Origin of the sequence: Anaerotruncus massiliensis (ex Togo et al. 2026) (assembly GCF_030825285.1) — a bacterium.
Lineage (GTDB): Bacteria > Bacillota > Clostridia > Oscillospirales > Ruminococcaceae > Anaerotruncus > Anaerotruncus massiliensis.
On the sequence record NZ_JAPJQF010000002.1, the window covers coordinates 139,508 to 154,525 of the forward strand.

The 15,018-nt window shown below is 63.3% G+C and carries 12 protein-coding genes and 1 tRNA gene; 6 read left to right on the top strand and 7 right to left on the bottom strand.

Annotated elements, in window-relative coordinates; translation table 11 throughout:
- Positions 1–1,017, bottom strand: coding sequence for a zinc-binding dehydrogenase (locus RCI06_RS01750; RefSeq protein WP_306573842.1), 1,017 nt, complete (start codon positions 1,015–1,017; stop codon positions 1–3).
- Positions 1,014–2,564 carry a helix-turn-helix domain-containing protein gene (locus RCI06_RS01755; protein ID WP_242970899.1) on the bottom strand — a complete coding sequence of 517 codons (1,551 nt, stop codon included), beginning with the start codon at positions 2,562–2,564 and terminating at the stop codon, positions 1,014–1,016. Before RCI06_RS01755 ends, RCI06_RS01750 begins: the two co-directional genes overlap by 4 nt.
- Before the next feature lie 436 nt (positions 2,565–3,000).
- On the opposite strand from RCI06_RS01755, the gene RCI06_RS01760 reads away from it, so the two are divergent.
- The 6 genes from RCI06_RS01760 to RCI06_RS01785 all read left to right on the top strand — a co-directional run bounded on the left by RCI06_RS01760 (position 3,001) and on the right by RCI06_RS01785 (position 9,168).
- Entirely contained in the window at positions 3,001–4,032 is a 1,032-nt protein-coding gene (locus RCI06_RS01760; protein ID WP_101552127.1) for an alcohol dehydrogenase catalytic domain-containing protein, read from the top strand.
- A 35-nt stretch (positions 4,033–4,067) separates the two neighbouring features.
- On the top strand, positions 4,068–5,477 hold the full coding sequence (locus RCI06_RS01765; protein ID WP_101552125.1) for an MFS transporter: 1,410 nt from the start codon (positions 4,068–4,070) through the stop codon (positions 5,475–5,477).
- A 33-nt stretch (positions 5,478–5,510) separates the two neighbouring features.
- Positions 5,511–6,062 carry a hypothetical protein gene (locus RCI06_RS01770; protein ID WP_101552123.1) on the top strand — a complete coding sequence of 184 codons (552 nt, stop codon included), beginning with the start codon at positions 5,511–5,513 and terminating at the stop codon, positions 6,060–6,062.
- A 15-nt stretch (positions 6,063–6,077) separates the two neighbouring features.
- On the top strand, positions 6,078–6,935 hold the full coding sequence (locus RCI06_RS01775; RefSeq protein WP_306573845.1) for a transketolase: 858 nt from the start codon (positions 6,078–6,080) through the stop codon (positions 6,933–6,935).
- Positions 6,932–7,885 carry a transketolase family protein gene (locus tag RCI06_RS01780; protein WP_306573847.1) on the top strand — a complete coding sequence of 318 codons (954 nt, stop codon included), beginning with the start codon at positions 6,932–6,934 and terminating at the stop codon, positions 7,883–7,885. Before RCI06_RS01775 ends, RCI06_RS01780 begins: the two co-directional genes overlap by 4 nt.
- A 71-nt stretch (positions 7,886–7,956) precedes the next feature.
- Positions 7,957–9,168 (top strand): CynX/NimT family MFS transporter, encoded by a 1,212-nt coding sequence (locus RCI06_RS01785; RefSeq protein ID WP_306573849.1) that lies wholly within the window; start codon positions 7,957–7,959, stop codon positions 9,166–9,168.
- A gap of 101 nt (positions 9,169–9,269) precedes the next feature.
- Here RCI06_RS01785 and RCI06_RS01790 read toward each other — a convergent pair.
- The 5 genes from RCI06_RS01790 to RCI06_RS01810 all read right to left on the bottom strand — a co-directional run bounded on the left by RCI06_RS01790 (position 9,270) and on the right by RCI06_RS01810 (position 14,884).
- Positions 9,270–9,346 (bottom strand) — tRNA-Val (locus tag RCI06_RS01790).
- Positions 9,347–9,401: 55 nt separating this feature from the next.
- Positions 9,402–10,460, bottom strand: a complete 1,059-nt coding sequence (locus tag RCI06_RS01795; protein WP_101552113.1) for a galactose ABC transporter substrate-binding protein — start codon at positions 10,458–10,460, stop codon at positions 9,402–9,404.
- Positions 10,461–10,501: 41 nt separating this feature from the next.
- The gene (locus RCI06_RS01800; protein WP_306573851.1) at positions 10,502–11,467 is read right to left on the bottom strand and encodes a substrate-binding domain-containing protein; all 966 of its coding nucleotides are present in this window, start codon (positions 11,465–11,467) and stop codon (positions 10,502–10,504) included.
- Positions 11,464–13,275, bottom strand: a complete 1,812-nt coding sequence (locus tag RCI06_RS01805; RefSeq protein WP_276871592.1) for a cache domain-containing protein — start codon at positions 13,273–13,275, stop codon at positions 11,464–11,466. The genes RCI06_RS01800 and RCI06_RS01805 overlap by 4 nt, the downstream gene beginning before the upstream one ends.
- Complete coding sequence (locus tag RCI06_RS01810; protein ID WP_101552107.1) at positions 13,268–14,884, bottom strand: response regulator transcription factor; 1,617 nt, start codon at positions 14,882–14,884, stop codon at positions 13,268–13,270. The genes RCI06_RS01805 and RCI06_RS01810 overlap by 8 nt, the downstream gene beginning before the upstream one ends.
- Positions 14,885–15,018 lie beyond the last annotated feature (134 nt).

Consider the following 15,018-nt stretch of genomic DNA (forward strand, 5'->3'; position numbering starts at 1 on the left):
TCATCCTTCCTCATCGAATTGCAGCATCACCTTGGCATGGGCGCCGCTTGCCTTCTCGGCGAAGGCCTGGATTCCCTGTGAAAAGGGGAACAGCCCGGTCACGACCTCCTCCAGCCTGAGCCTGCCGGCCATGGCGATGGCGGAAGGGAAGTAGCCGCTGGGGACGCAGACGCAGGAGATGGTCGCGTCCTTCCAGTAGAGGTTGAAGAGGTTGACCTCGAGGTTGAAATCCATGCCGTAGAGCCCGAAATAGACGACCGAACCGCCCCGGGCGACGATGTTGAGCGCCGTCTGGGCGGAGCCGCGGCTGCCGGAGGCCTCGATGACCGCGTCGTACCCCATTCCGCCGTTCAGCAGCAGCGCCTCGGTCACCAGGTTGCACCCGCTCGGGTCGAGGACCACGTCCGCGCCGAACCGTTTGGCCATCTCCCGCTTGGCCGCCACCGGCTCGACGACCACGATCTTCCCCAGGGGATACTGCCGCGCCAGCTTCAGGATGATCTGCCCCATGGCGCCGCCGCCGAGGATGATGAGGTTCTTTCCCCAGTCGAGCCGCGCCTTCGAGATGGCGTGCATGGCCATCATCAGCGGCTCGATCAGGCTGCCGGCCGGCAGGGAGACCTCCGTGGGCAGCAGGAAGGCCTGCTTCGCGTCGATCGAGATGTATTCCGTCATCAGGTCGGAGCGGCCGCCCGGGTTGATGCAGAAATTCGGCTGGTTGCTGCGGCAGGCGTCGCACTGGCCGCAGAAGGTATACGGATTGATCGCCACCCGGTCCCCGGGCTTGAACTCCGCGGGGGAGACCCGCTTGCCGACCGCCTCGATGATCCCCGAGCCCTCGTGCCCCAAAACGCCGTTTTTGGGGTAGGCCGCCTTGCCGTTCAGCATCATCATGTCAAACCCGCAGATGGAGGCATATTTCATCCGCACCAGCACCTCGTCCGGCCCTGGCTCGGGAGGGTCGGGCAGGCCCAGGAAATAGAGCTCCCGGTTTCGGCGCATCCGAAGTGATTTCATATGCCTCCCGCCTTTCGTAATTCCGTCCGGTATTGCTGCGGGGTCTTGCCGACCTGCTTTTTGAATACCTGGCTGAAGTATTTCGCGTTGTCGAACCCCACCATCCCGGCGATATCGATGATCTTGTAGGGGGTTTCCAGCAGCTGCATCGCCCGCTGGATCCGCCGCTCGTTCACATAGGCGCTGAACGAGCTGCCGGTCTCCCGCTTGAAGAGCCGGCTGAGGTAGGTGGCGTTGATGTGGACGTGCCCGGCCGCGCGCTCGAGGCTGATCTCCTCGCCGAGGTTTTGATTGATGAAGCTGGTGACCTCGATGATCAGCTGGTTGGAGCTCCGGTTTTCGTTGCAGAGCTGGTCGTAGAGCTTTAAAAACAGCTCCCGGAACGCCTCGAACGCCTCGTGGGCGCTGGAGAACTGCCGGATGCGCAGGGCGAACTCGTCGTCGGAGCCGGTCAGCCCGAAGTTGTAGCGCAGGCGGCTGTACTGGACTGACAGCTGCGTGGTGACGAAAGAATAGAGGTCGGTGGACATGTCGTGGCAGACCAGCGCCTCCAGCGAGCCCAGCGAGGAGACCAGCTGGGGCCGCGCGAGGTTTTGCAGCGCGAGGGAGAGGACGCTCAGCAGGTCGCGGACCTGTCCCTGGGTGGCCGTGGACTGGTAGGCCCGGACGGTTTTGGGCTGCAAGAAGGGCGGGGAGAAGAAGAACCGTTTGTGCCGGAGCTGCAATAGATCCTTGCACTGGCTGTGCCAGCGCTCTATGGGGAGCGGCACGTCGGAGATCTCGAAGGCGAGCGGCGGGATGCTGTAGGGGGCGAGGGCGAGATTGATCTTTCCGATCAGCCGTTCCCAGTCGGGTTCGTCCTGCCCCTCCGCCAACAGGATGCAGAGGTTGCTCTCCCGGTAGACGCACAGCTCGCATTTGCCGACCGGCTCCAGAACGGCGAAGAGATCGTGGAGCACCGCCTCCAGGCTGTCGATCTGGCTGAAAAAATTGAAGGGCTCGTCGTTGCGCGGCTTCGGGCTTCCCAGAAGCTGCCAGCAGTCGCTGCGCCCCACGCGCAGGCGGCCGAACTCCACCTGCGCCTCGCCGGTGCGCAGCGGGATCAGGCCCATCAGCAGCTCCATGACCTCCAGGCTGTGCTGCACCGCCTGGTCGTGCTGCTCGCGCGCCGGCGGCTCCCGCTTCTTCCGTCCGTGCTGCTCGGCGGCGGCGCAGAGCGCCTGCAAAAGGTCCTCCTCCGGCGGGAGCTCGGTCGGGAAGACGGCCGCCACCCGGGAGTTCACGGGCGCGCCGAGGGAGAGCCCGGGCTCGTCGTTCAGAAGCAGGAAGGTCGGGCAGATGCCGCGGGGGAGCAGGTAGTTGATGAGGTCCTCCGCGTTCCAGAAGTTCATGTAGGCGGGCATGATGACCAGGTCGGGCTGGGTCGATTCAATCAGGCTCATGCCGAGGACGCTGTTGTCGGCGGTCCCGCCGAGCTGGAACTTGTCGGGATATTTCTGGAGGATCCCTCTGAGGTACTGGATTTGGGAATACTGGGTCGAAATCATCAGCACGGTATGGATCTCCGCCGCCCCCTCTCCGTTGTGGATGCAAAAAAACAACCTTTTTCACGCGCCCGCGCAGAAGGTTATATTAAATATATATCCTACTTTCCGCGCGAAAGCAAATGTTTTTTCCCCTTTTTGGGCGATTCCCCGAAAGTGGTAGAATATGCGGACTTTTTCCCGCCGGTCTTCTGACCGCCGCAAAATATTGACCGTGCCGCGGGCCACCCTGCAAAAGGATACTGTCCATTTGAAGTAAAAAAATTGAACCTTTTTCCAAATCGGATACCGGCTTCCCCCGGCGGACCGCGCGCCCGCATAAAATTGCACAACAAATTCGACCAAAATGGAAAACACAATGCGCCTATTTTTTGTTGATATTATAATATGATTTAGAAAAGCCATCCACCACATCAATTGTAGAAAAGAGGAGTGCATTATGCGCAGTATTCGTTATTTCGGAAACGGAACCCTGAAGATGCTCGACATTCCCGAGCCCCAGATCACCCGGCCGGACGACGTTAAAATCAAAGTGGCCTACTGCGGCGTCTGCGGTTCCGACCTGCATTTCAAACGCGCTGAACTGGACTTCCTGTTCGATAAGGAAAACGGAACGCCCATCGGGCACGAGGCCTCCGGCGTCATCACCGAGCTCGGGCCGGCAGCGACCGCCAAGGGGCTCAAGGTGGGCGACCAGGTGACCTATTACTACAACGAGCACTGCGGGAGCTGCTATTACTGCCGCAACGGGCAGGAGCAGTTCTGCGAGAATATGACCGGCTCCTCCGCCGCCATGTCCGATTATCTTGTCGTGCGGGAGCAGGCGGTCCACAAGCTGGTCGGCGGCTGCGACCTCAAGCGCGGCGCCCTCATCGAGCCGATCTCGGTCTGCCTGCACGGCATCGACCTGGCGCGCATCAAGGTGGGCTCGACCGTGGCGATCTCGGGCGGCGGCACCATGGGGATGCTGATGACCCAGCTGGCCAAACGCTCCGGCGCCACCAAGCTGACGGTGATCGAGCCGATCGCCATGAAGCGCGAGATGGCCAAAAAGCTGGGCGCGGAATATGTGATCGACCCGGTGGGCCAGGACCGCAAGGAGGAGGCGCTGAAGATCACCGACGGACGCGGATTCGACGTGGTCATCGAGGCGTCCGGAAGCTGGCGGGCGTGCGACGGCATCGAGGAGCTGGTGGGCAAGGGCGGCACCCTGGAATTCTTCGCCGCGCTTTACCGCAGCGACTACGATTACAAGCTGAACCTCTTCCAGGCGTTCTTCAAGGAGATCCAGATCGTGGGCGGCGTGTTCCAGTCCCCCTACGCCTTCCCGCGCAGCGTGGCGCTGGCCAACGTGCTGGAGCTGGATCCCATCCTGGTGGACGGATGCGTCTTCGAGGCGGAGGATTTCGAGCAGGCGTTCGAGGCCCAGATGGACGGGCGGACCATCAAATCCCTGATCAAGTTCGACTAGTGACAAGTGTGTGTTAAGGAGGAAAGAGGCGAAGTATGGACAACAAACAATATTACGTCAAGCTCCCAGTCTGGAAAAAATGCGCGTTCGGCTCGATCGACACGGCCAACAACTTCAGCTGGTCCTACATCAGCTCCTTTTTGGCGATCTATCTGACGGACACCTTCCTGATCCCCGCGAGCTATGTGTCCATCATGTTCCTGGTGTGCCGCTTCTGGGACGCGATCAACGACCCCATCGTCGGCTATCTGGCCGACCGCACCCGCACCCGCTGGGGCCGCTACCGGCCGTGGATCTTTTTCGGCACCGCGCCGCTCTTCATCACGACGGCGCTGCTCTTCTGGCCGCACCCCGATTGGGCGCTCCCGACCAAGATGGTCTACGTCTGCGCCCTTTACGCGCTGGTGGTGCTCTTCTACACGATGGTCAACCTGACCTACGGCTCCCTCAACGCGGTCGTCACGCAGGACCCGGCGGAGCGCGGGTCGCTGGCCTCCTACCGGCTGCTCTTTGCCTACATAGGCTCCACGGCGATGACCCAGCTGGTCGTGCGCGCGGAGCCCGTCCTCTCCAGCAAAAACCCCGGCATGGGCTACTTCTACCTGGCCGTCATCTTTGCCGTCTTCTGCATCCCCATGCAGATCTTCGGCGCGAAGGTGCAGAAGGAGGTCATCCCGCCCTCCAACACGGGCGTCAAGATGTCCATCTTCAAGCAGCTGCGGCTCTCCTTTAAAAACGTCCCCTTCATGATGGTCTGCATCATGTTCCTCGCGCAGGGCTTCTCCCTCTACGGCGTGGGCGCGATCAACACCTACTGGTTCAAGTACGTGGTGGGCGACACCAACCCGCTGGCCACCTACTCCCTGATCACGCTGGTGCCCTCGATGCTCGGCTGCTTCACCTCCCAGTTCTGGAGCAACAAGCTCCGGAACAAGGGCAAGGCCATTGGCATCACCTACGTCGCGCAGGCGGTCTTCTTCACCCTGCAGTTCTTCCTGTTCCGCAACACGGTCAACATCGGGGTGATGTATTTCCTCGGAATTGTCGTGCAGTACTTCGCGGGCGCCAACATGTCGCTCATCTACGGCATGGTCCCGGATACGATCGAATACTCCGAGCTCATCACCAAGGGAGAGCGGATGGACGGTTTCCTCAACACCCTCTCCTCCTTCTGGAACAAGGTGGGCATCACGATCGGCACCGCGGGGACCGTGTGGATCCTGGATCTGGTGGGCTATGTGCCGAACGCGGCGGACCAGCCCTCCAACGTCATTCTCGCGCTCGACCTGATGAAGTGGATCCTGCCGACCATCTTCTGCATCATCGCCCTTGTCTCGCTGATCTGGTACAAACTGGACTACGCGAACTTCGACAAGCTGGTCGCCACCCTCAACGAACAGCGCCCGGTCTGGGAGGCCGAACGCAAAGCCGCCGCCGGGAAGTGACCCCGTCCGGCCGGAGGAAAAGGAGGATTTCCAATGTATCAATCCGACGTGCAGCGCTTTGAACGCTCCAAGAACACCGACCTGTTCGTCACCTTTTTCCCGCTCGTCCTGGCGTTCGGGCTGCGCGGCTTTCTCCTGAAAACCGGCCTTCCGGAGGCGGCCCTCTTTGCGGCGCAGGCGCTGCTGGCGGTCTTTCTGGCCGCCGCGTTCCTGCTCAGCCACCACTGCTATTTCCGTCTCTTCCGCTATACGGTGGCCGAGCGGGGCGGGAGCGGCTACCCCGCGGAGTCGCTCACCTTTGAGCGGCTCTGCGGCAAAAAGTCGCGGATTTACGAGCGGGTCCTACGCGGTGAAATGCTTTATCTGGCCGCGCCGGATGAGCGCTGCGCGGCGTATGGGAAGCCCTCGGCTTCCTACCGCCTCACGGTCCTTCCCTCCCGGAGCGCCTGCCGGCTCTATTACCGGCAGGAGGGGACCCTCTACTGCGCGGCCTTTCATCCGGACGAACGGCAGGCCGCCGTCCTGCGCCGGTGGACCGGCCAGGACAAAGCGGAAAACCGGCCTGAAGCGGCCGGATCATGTTAGGAGGTAAAATCTTTTATGGCTGAGAAATCACTGGTCCGGAGGCTGGAAAAGGCCTCTCTGGATACCAAGCTGCGTCTGCTGGACCTGTGCCACCAGACGATGATCCACATTGGCGGCGACCTGTCGGTCTGCGATATGATGACCGCGCTCTGGCAGTATGCCATCCGCTACGACGTGGAGAACCCCCACTGGGACGGGCGGGACCGTTTCGTCCTCTCCAAGGGGCACGCGGCGGCCGTCACATCCTTCAGCCAGGCGGCCATCGGCTGCTACGACGTCCAGGACATCTACAAGGAATACGCCACCGACTTCGGGCGGTTCGGCATGCACTCCTGCAACCTGGCGAACCCCTATGTCGACGTTTCCACCGGCTCGCTCGGGCATGGGATGCCCGTGGCCGCGGGCATGGCGGCGGCCCTCAGGCGCAAGGGCTCCCAGAGCAGGGCCTACTGCGTCATCGGGGACGGCGAGTGCGGGGAGGGTTCCATCTGGGAGGGCGCGATGTTCGCCCACCAGTACCAGCTGGGGAACCTGGTCGTGTTCGCCGACCGCAACGGCTTCTCCTTTGACGGCCCCACCGAGGAATACATGGCGCTCGAGCCCTTTGCCGGCAAATGGCGGGCGTTCGGCTGGAATGTGGTGGAGATCGACGGCCACGACATGGACGCGATCATCGACACGATCGACCGCCTCCCCGACGTGTCCAGCGACACGCCGACCATCGTCATCGGCAAGACCGCCAAGGGACACGGCGTGAGCTTTATGGAGAACAACGCCTCCTGGCACGCGGGCGGCGTCAATACGGAGGACTGGGAAAAGGCGAAGGCGGAGCTGACCGCCGCTTATCAAGAGAAATGGGGTGCGGCCGTATGAGCGGAATGACGCTGAATATGGAAGTAATGACCAGCCTGCGGGACGCCGTCGGAAAATGCCTGGCGGAGCTGGGCAAAAAGTACGACAACATGCTCGTCATGACGGCGGATGTGGACACCTCCTCCCGCATTCAGGCGTTCAAGGAGGCGTTCCCCGACCGCTGCTACAACGTGGGGATCGCGGAGCAGTGCCTGATGAGCACCGCCGCCGGGCTCGCCCATGAGGGCTTCAAGCCGCTGACCTTCGCCTTCGCGCCCTTCGCCTCGATGCGCTGCTACGAGCAGGTCCGCACCGACATCTGCTACACCAAGCTGCCGGTCATCATCATCGGCAACGGCGCCGGGTATTCCAACGGCGCTTCCGGCTGCACCCACTGCGGCCTGGAGGATTCGGCGCTGATGGTGGCCTGCAACAACATGACCGTCATCGAACCGGGCGACCCGGCGCAGATGGTAAAGGTGCTTGAGGCGGCCATGGAGCTGAACGCGCCGGTCTATATCCGGCTGGGCCGCGAGGCCACCACCTCCCTGTACGCGGAGGACGTCAAATATGAGATCGGCAAGGCTCTGATCCCCCGCGAGGGGAACGACGGGGCGTTCGTCTGCACCGGCATCATGGTCCACTTCGCCATGGAAGCGGCGAAACGGATCCGTGAGGAGCTCGGCAGGGAGATCCGGGTGGTGGATATGCACACCGTTAAGCCCCTCGACCGCGACGCGGTCATCGCCGCCGCGAAGACGGGGCGCGTGGTCGCCGCGCAGGACCACAACATCAACGGGGGACTGGGACAGCTGGTCGGTTCCACGATCGCCGAGGCGGGAATCACCTGCAAGCTGGCCATCCGCGGATGTCCGGACGAGTTCGTCCCGATCGCGACGCCGGAGTTCCTCTACGCCCGCAACGGCATGGACGCCGACGGGCTCTACCAGGCAATGAAGGAGTTGCTTTAATTTACCGCCGCAGGAGATGGAGGCGGGCGGGAGACCGCCCGCCTCCATTTTGTGAGAAGGGGGAAACGCCATTGGATAAGCTCCGCGCCGGGCTCCTCACGGGGAGGGAGGCCCGCCTGCTGCTGCTCCTCGCGGGCGCCAGCTTTTTGCGAAACCAGCTCTGGCTCACGCCGTCCCCCCTGATGACCGTCATCATGGACGATATGCGCATCGGGTACCGGCAGGGCGGGCAGCTGCTCTTTATTGTCACCGTCCTGATGGGGATCTCCCTCTTCGTCGGGAGCAGGGTCATCGACCGGCTGGGCGCCAGCCGCGCGATGGCGATCGCGATCGGCTGCCTCGCGCTCGACGGCCTTTTTGCCTTCTTTTGCAGAAGCTACCCGCTCGTCCTCGTGGGGCGCGCGTTCAGCGGGATCGGTTACGGGCTGGGCAGCGGGGCGCAGGGCGTCCTGGTCACGGAGCGGTTCCCGCCCGCCCGGCGCGGGCTGATCAACACGATCAACGCCGCCGTAAACGCGCTGAGCATCGCGGCCGCCTACGCGGTCACCGTGCCCCTCTACCGCTTTTTCCACTCCTGGCGCGGGACGCTGCTCTTCTGGTCGCTCGTGTCCGCGGCTTGGATGGGCATCTTCATTCTGTTCGACGCCGCCCACGCGCCGGCCGCGGCCGGCGCGCCGTCCAGGGCGCCCGCCAGCCTTGCGCAGGCGGCGCGCCTCCCGAAGGTGTGGTGCATGGCAGCCGCGATGGGCGGACTGACGATCCTGTACACGGGCTACTCCTCCTATCTGCCCTCCTTTCTCGCCGAGGCGAGCGGGTTCTCCCTGCAGGCCGCCGGGACGGCGACCGGCATGATCTCCGTGGCGGGGCTGGCCGGATGCCTGCTGTGCGGTCCCCTCTTCACGCGGCTGCGCGCCGTCCACATCCCGCTGCTTGCGCTGGAGCTTCTGGTGCTGGCGGGTGCCGCGGGGACCGCGCTCTTTCCGTCCCACGCGGGAATCTACGGCGGCATCTTGCTGCTGGGGTTCTGCTTCAACGGCTGGGGGACGGTCTCGGTGACCGCCCTGATGAACATGGACGGGATGACGCCGAGGCTGATGGGCGGGGCGGTCGCGATCTACAGCGGCCTTGGGGGGATCGCCGCCGTCTGCGTCCCGGGCATGTTCTCCTTCTTCCAGGCGCGGTTCGGTATCCGGAGCGCGCTCGCCCTCTTCTGCCTCTTCGTGCTTCCCGCGCTGGCCGGGACCGGGCTGTACGCCCTCCTCTGCCGCCGGCGCGGCGCATGAAAAAAGCCTTGCGCGGAACCCTCGCGCAAGGCTTTTTTCACCGGTGCGGCAAATTTTCGGCAAAACAAAACCGGCCGGTCAGAAGACCGGCCGGTTTGATCTGGTGGGAACACGGGGACTCGAACCCTGGACTTCCTGCGTGTGATGCAGGCACTCTAACCAGCTGAGCTATGCTCCCGAGACAAGTGATATTATAGCACATCGTCCGGGGAAAGGCAAGCCCTTTTTTGCACTCAGTCGTCGAACTCCTGCATGACGTTCCCGATCGTGATCGTGCGGTGGGGAAGCCAGACATACTGCCCCTCCAGCCGGGGGACCGCCTCCTTGACGTCCCGCCCGGTGGAAAGCGCGTAGGCGAGCTCGAAGATCGCCTCGGCCTGTCCCTTGGCGTCGTTGAGCACGGTTCCGGTCAGCGTCCCCTCCTTGATCGCTTCGCGGGCGGGGGGCGTTGCGTCGATGCCGACGATCACCGGCAGGTCTTCGATGCCCGCCGCGCGGTAGGCGTCGATCGCGCCGAGCGCCATATCGTCGTTGTTGCTGAAGACCACCTCGATACGGGGGCCGATCTCCTCGTCCTTCAGCCACTGCCCCATCTTGGCGGAGGCCTGCGCGCGCTGCCAGTTGGCGGTGTCGTTGGCGAGCTTCTCCACGCTGATGCCCGCGCCCGTCACCGTCTTGATCGAATATTCGGTGCGGATGGCGGCGTCCTGGTGGCCGGGCTCCCCCTCAAGCATGACGTATTGGATCTTGCCGTCCCCGTTACGGTCGACCAGCTCGGGGTTCTGGTTGAAGAGGTTGGAGACGATCCGTCCCTGCAGGACCCCCGATTCGCTGGCGATGGCGCCGACATAGTAGGCGCGGTCCCACCGCTGCATATCCTCCTCGACCGGCTCGCGGTTGAAAAAGACGATGGGGATGTTCGCGGACTTGGCCTTGTCGATAATGACGGAGGCGGCCGTGCGGTCGACCTCGTTGACGCAGATGACGTCGTAGCCCTGCGAGAGGAACTTGTCCACCTGGTCGTTCTGGATGCCCTGGTTGCCCTTGCCGTCCATCACATTGACGGAGATCTTAACCTTGTCCCGGGACTCGCGGGCCTTTGCGGTCTCGAGGAAATACCCGCTGAGGGTGGAGATAAAGGTGTCGTCCTGCCGGTAGACGGTCATGCCGATCTTGATCTGCCGCAGGTCGGGGTTCTGGCTGTCGTCCGAATCGCTGCATCCGCCGGAAAAAAGCGTCAGGCAGAGCGCGGCGGACAACAGGAGCGCCGTCCTTTTCCAGAGCGTGTTCATGCGAAAACCTCCTTCTTGCGGGTCCCCGCCGGGGCGCCGGTTCAGCGGATAAACGGGAAGAGCAGCCGCTGGTTTTCCGGGTCGTACATGTTTTTCCAGTTGATCATGCGGTGCTCGACGACGGTGGCCGGCGCGACCGGCCGCTTCTTGAGGGAATCGACGGCCGCCTTGACCCCCAGGTATCCGATGCCGAAATCGTTCTGCACGATCGTGGCGTTGACAATGTCCTGCTCGATATAGGAAGCGACCTTGCCGGTCGAGCCGATGCCGAAGAGGGTGAGGTAATCGGCCTGCTCGTCGATGACCGCCTGCGCGGCCGCCTCGAGCGCGGTGACGTCGAGGGTGACCACCACGTCGACCGACTTGGGCCGCAGCTCCTGGGCCAGCGTCCGGGCGGCCTCCGACGAATCGTCGGGGAGCGTCCAGCTGATTACCTCGCCGCCGATCTCGCCGAGCACGCTCATGAGCCCGGCGCGCCGCTGCTGCACGTTGCTGCACTGCGCGCTCGATTCCACGACGGCCAGCCGCTTGCGGGCGTTGCCGCTGCGCACGATCTCCTGGCCGAGCTGGACACCCATGGCGTAGTTGTCCGCCGAGATATAGGACTTGACCGCGGCGCTGTTGACGGTCGATTCGATGCAGACCACCGGAATGTTCTCGGAGACCTGCTCGACCGTGCTGACCAGGCCGTTGCTGTCGGCGGCGGCGAGGACGATCGCGTCCACGCCGCTGTCGTATTCGCGCTGGATCAGGGAGATCTGCTCGGGGAGGTTGTTCTCCTCCGACAGGGTGATGAAGCTCAGGTCGACGTTCATCTCGCTGGCGGCCTGGTCGGCCCCCTGCTTGATGCTCTCCCACTGCTCGCCCGTCTTGCCCCGCACGATGAGGGAGACGTCGTAGACCTCGGGGACCTTCTCCTCCCCGAGCACGTCGAAGGTGAGGATCGCGAAGGAGATCGCGAACGCGGACAGGAGCAGCACAAACACGAGGATCTTTCGCTGCGTCATTTCACATCCCCTCCTTTCACAGCCTCGTCGTAGCTGTGGCGGGGCAGGTGGATGCGCACGGTGGTGCCCACGTCCGGCTCGCTGAGGATGGTCAGGCCGTAGCCCTCCCCGTAGCGCAGCTGGATGCGCTGGTTGACGTTGCGCAGCCCGATGCCAGACCCCTTGGAGCGCACCCGCGTCTCGTCGGTCAGAAGGGTCCCGCAGACCTCCTCGGGGATGCCGCTGCCGTTGTCCTCGACGTCGATGTAGAGGTCGCCGTCCTCCCCGACGTAGGAGCGGACCCGGATCTCGCCGTCCCCGTCCATGAACTCCATGCCGTGGTAGATGGCGTTTTCCAACAGCGGCTGGACGATCAGCTTGATCGTCTCGAGGCGCAGCGTCTCGGGCGCGGCGTCGATCGAGACGGCGAATTTGTTCTTGTAGCGCATCTTCTGGATGGTCAGGTAGTTGCGCGCGTGCTCGAGCTCGTCGTTCACCGGAATGACCGTTTTGCCCTTGGACAGGCTGATGCGGAAGAGCCGCGCGAGCGCGGTGACCATCGTGACCGCCTCCTCGTACCGCTCGTTCTCGATCATCCAGACGATCGAATCGAGGGTATTGTAGAGGAAGTGGGGATTGATCTGGCTCTGGAGCGCGTCGAACTCGCTCTTGCGCTTGGCCTCCTGCTCGACGACGATGTCCTCCATCAGCTGGCGCATCTGGCCCACCATCCGGCGAATCGTCTTGCCGAGGTGCTGGATCTCGTAGGAGCCGCCGACGGCGATGTTGACGTCGAGGTTGTTCTTTTCCAGCTCCTTGACCGAGTTTTCCAGCGCCTTGATCGGGTTGGCGATGCGCGACGAGACGAAGAGGTTCGCGAACACCATCAGAAACATCGTAAAGAAGATGATGAAGACCGCGAAGGTTCGGATGTGGTAGTAGTCGGCGGTGATGTCGGCCATCGGGGTCACGCCGACGATCTTCCAGCCGGTGTAGCCGACCGTCTTGACGGTGACCACCCGTTCCCGGCCGTTGAAGGTTTCCACGTGGTTGCCGTCCTCGTAGTGGACGGCGGCGTGGTTGTTTTCCTCGAGCAGGTTGGAGTAGAGCAGCTGCTGACGGGGGTGGTAGATGATCTCCCCCTCGCTGTCGATGAGGTAGACGTAGCCGCTGCCGCCGAGGCGGACGTTTTTGAAGAGCTGCTCGATGCCCGAAAAGTTCATGTCGACGAGCAGCACGCCGTGGCGGACGTTTCCGCTGCTCGTCAGCTCGACGGCGCGGGAGAGGGAGACCACCCACCGGTAGCGGTAGTCGGGGTCCTCGAAGAGGTTCTGCACATGCGGGGCGGAGAAGTGCAGGTTTTCGATCTTGCCCATCGCGCGCACGAACCAGTCCTGCCCGTTGGGCTGGACCGTCTTTTTCAGGATCGAGAGCGGGGACGCAGCCACGAGCCCGCCCTCGTCGTCCACCACCACGATGCTGACGAGCAGGTCGCGGTTGGTCTCATAGAGCAGGTTCATCTGCGCGTCGATCGTCTCGTCCGCGAGGTCGACGTTCTTGATGACGCGGTAATACATCGCGTCCGAGACGCGCATCATATTGCGCAGGTAGGTGTCGAGGTTCATGTTGACCTGCTCGATGACGCGCCGGTTGTCCTCCTTGACCATCTGCTCGGTCGAGGTGGCGAAGCGCAGGTAGAGGGTCAGCCCCAGGAAGATCATCCCCACCATCGCCACGATCGTAAAGGAGATCGAGATCATGTACTGGATGCTGCGCTTCTGGTAGGACTTGGTGACGCGCCGGAACCACTCCCGAATGGCGTCAATCATGTGCGGCCCCCTGGCTGCTGCGGTATTTGGTCGGCGACATGCCGAACTGCTTTTTAAAGACGTAGCTGAAATAGTTCGGCTCGGTGTAGCCGACCTTCAGCGAGATCTCGTAGGTCTTGTCCTCGGTGGTCGAAAGGAGCTTGACCGCCTCGTCCATGCGCACCTGCGTGAGGTAGGCCACAAAGCTCATGCCCGTCTCCTTTTTAAAGAGGGTGGAGAAGTAGGCGGGGGAGACGTGCAAATGGTCGCAGAGCATCTCGACCGAGATGTCGGGGCTCTGGTAGTTTTCCGATATGAACTGCTTGGCGCTCTCGGCGATCTCCTTGGAGGAGTTGGTGCGCTCCCGGCGGATCATTGTGGAGATCGTCAGGCACATCTCGGTCAGGCGGCGGCCCAGCTCGTCGAGGGAATCGAAGCTCGTGAGGGCGAAGCCGTTGTCGAAATCCCGCCCGAACACCTTGGAGGCGTCGAGCTGGTAGGTGCGGATGACCTTGAGCAGCTCGGCCATCATCTCCATGAGGCAGAGCTGGTACTGCCCGATCGGCAGGCGCGCCTCCTTGAACCGCCCGACACAGCGGTCGACGGCGTGACGGATATTCTCCGGGGTCCCCAGCTTGATGGCGGCGAGCAGGTCGCGCTTGTCCTGCTCGTCGAAGGGGAGCTGCGCGGTGGGGTCGGGCTCGACGTCGTCGATGTAGATCGCACGCCCCGAGCCCATCAGCACCCGGTAGTCGAGCGCGCTGCGCGCGCCCTCGGCCGAAAAATGCAGGTCGGCGAGCGACTCGCACAGGCTCCCGACCCCCGCGGTCAGCGTCAGGCGCAGGAACCGCTTGGCCAGCTTGCAGACCTGGTTCATGCCGTCGATGAGGGCGAGCACCTGTCCGCGCTCGTCGAAGCTGGCGATGACCGCGACCGAGTCGTTGTAGAGGGTGCTCTTGAAGCAGCACCGCCGCCCGAGGTTCTCGTCGATGATCTGCCGCACCGAGAGGGGAAGCAGCTCGCTCTGGCGGATGGGCGCGTCCTCCGGCGTGTCGCTGTCGAAATGGGTGAGCACGACCGCCCAGTACCGCCCCGACAGGTCGATGCCGTACTGCTCCGCCTGTTCGCCGGCGCGGCGCTCGGTAATCCGCCCGTCGAGCAGGCGGGCGTAGAACTGCTCACGCAGCAGCGGCAGGCTGCTCTGGTAGCGCTGGCGCAGCAGCGCGATGTTGCGCTTTTCGGCGAACTCCGCGTCGAGCTGGCTTTTCAGACGCTGCAAAACCGCCGTCAGTTCGGCGGCGTTGATCGGTTTTAGGATGTACTCGGCGGCGCCCATCTGGATCGCCTTCTGGGCGTACTCGAAGTCGTCGAAGCCGGAGAAAATCACGAGCTTGGTGTCGGGCATCAGCTCGCACAGCCGCTTCCCGAGGGTGAGCCCGTCCATGAAGGGCATCTTGATGTCGGTCATCACGACGTCGGGGTGGAGCTGCTCGGCCAGCTCGAGCGCCTCCTGGCCGTTTTCGGCCGAGGCGACCAGCTCGAACCCGTTGCCCTTCCAGTCGATCTTGCGCCGGATCCCGTCGCGGATCTCCTCCTCGTCGTCGACAAGCATAACGCGGTACAGGGACATGGAATCCTCCTTCCGGCCGGCGGGTCCCCGCCCGCGGCCGCAAAACCTCCCCGGCGGGAGGGCTTTTCAGGCGGGCGGCCCTTCGCGCCGGCCCCCGCTGCAGTGGGAAAACAGGGCGCGTCGTGCGCGCCGGA

What these genes read in the sequence shown, in the direction of transcription:
- RCI06_RS01750 (WP_306573842.1), bottom strand. Translation starts at nt 1,017, where the DNA reads ATGAAATCACTTCGGATGCGCCGAAACCGGGAGCTCTATTTCCTGGGC.
- RCI06_RS01755 (WP_242970899.1), bottom strand. Translation starts at nt 2,564, where the DNA reads ATGATTTCGACCCAGTATTCCCAAATCCAGTACCTCAGAGGGATCCTC.
- RCI06_RS01760 (WP_101552127.1), top strand. Translation starts at nt 3,001, where the DNA reads ATGCGCAGTATTCGTTATTTCGGAAACGGAACCCTGAAGATGCTCGAC.
- RCI06_RS01765 (WP_101552125.1), top strand. Translation starts at nt 4,068, where the DNA reads ATGGACAACAAACAATATTACGTCAAGCTCCCAGTCTGGAAAAAATGC.
- RCI06_RS01770 (WP_101552123.1), top strand. Translation starts at nt 5,511, where the DNA reads ATGTATCAATCCGACGTGCAGCGCTTTGAACGCTCCAAGAACACCGAC.
- RCI06_RS01775 (WP_306573845.1), top strand. Translation starts at nt 6,078, where the DNA reads ATGGCTGAGAAATCACTGGTCCGGAGGCTGGAAAAGGCCTCTCTGGAT.
- RCI06_RS01780 (WP_306573847.1), top strand. Translation starts at nt 6,932, where the DNA reads ATGAGCGGAATGACGCTGAATATGGAAGTAATGACCAGCCTGCGGGAC.
- RCI06_RS01795 (WP_101552113.1), bottom strand. Translation starts at nt 10,460, where the DNA reads ATGAACACGCTCTGGAAAAGGACGGCGCTCCTGTTGTCCGCCGCGCTC.
- RCI06_RS01800 (WP_306573851.1), bottom strand. Translation starts at nt 11,467, where the DNA reads ATGACGCAGCGAAAGATCCTCGTGTTTGTGCTGCTCCTGTCCGCGTTC.
- RCI06_RS01805 (WP_276871592.1), bottom strand. Translation starts at nt 13,275, where the DNA reads ATGATTGACGCCATTCGGGAGTGGTTCCGGCGCGTCACCAAGTCCTAC.
- RCI06_RS01810 (WP_101552107.1), bottom strand. Translation starts at nt 14,884, where the DNA reads ATGTCCCTGTACCGCGTTATGCTTGTCGACGACGAGGAGGAGATCCGC.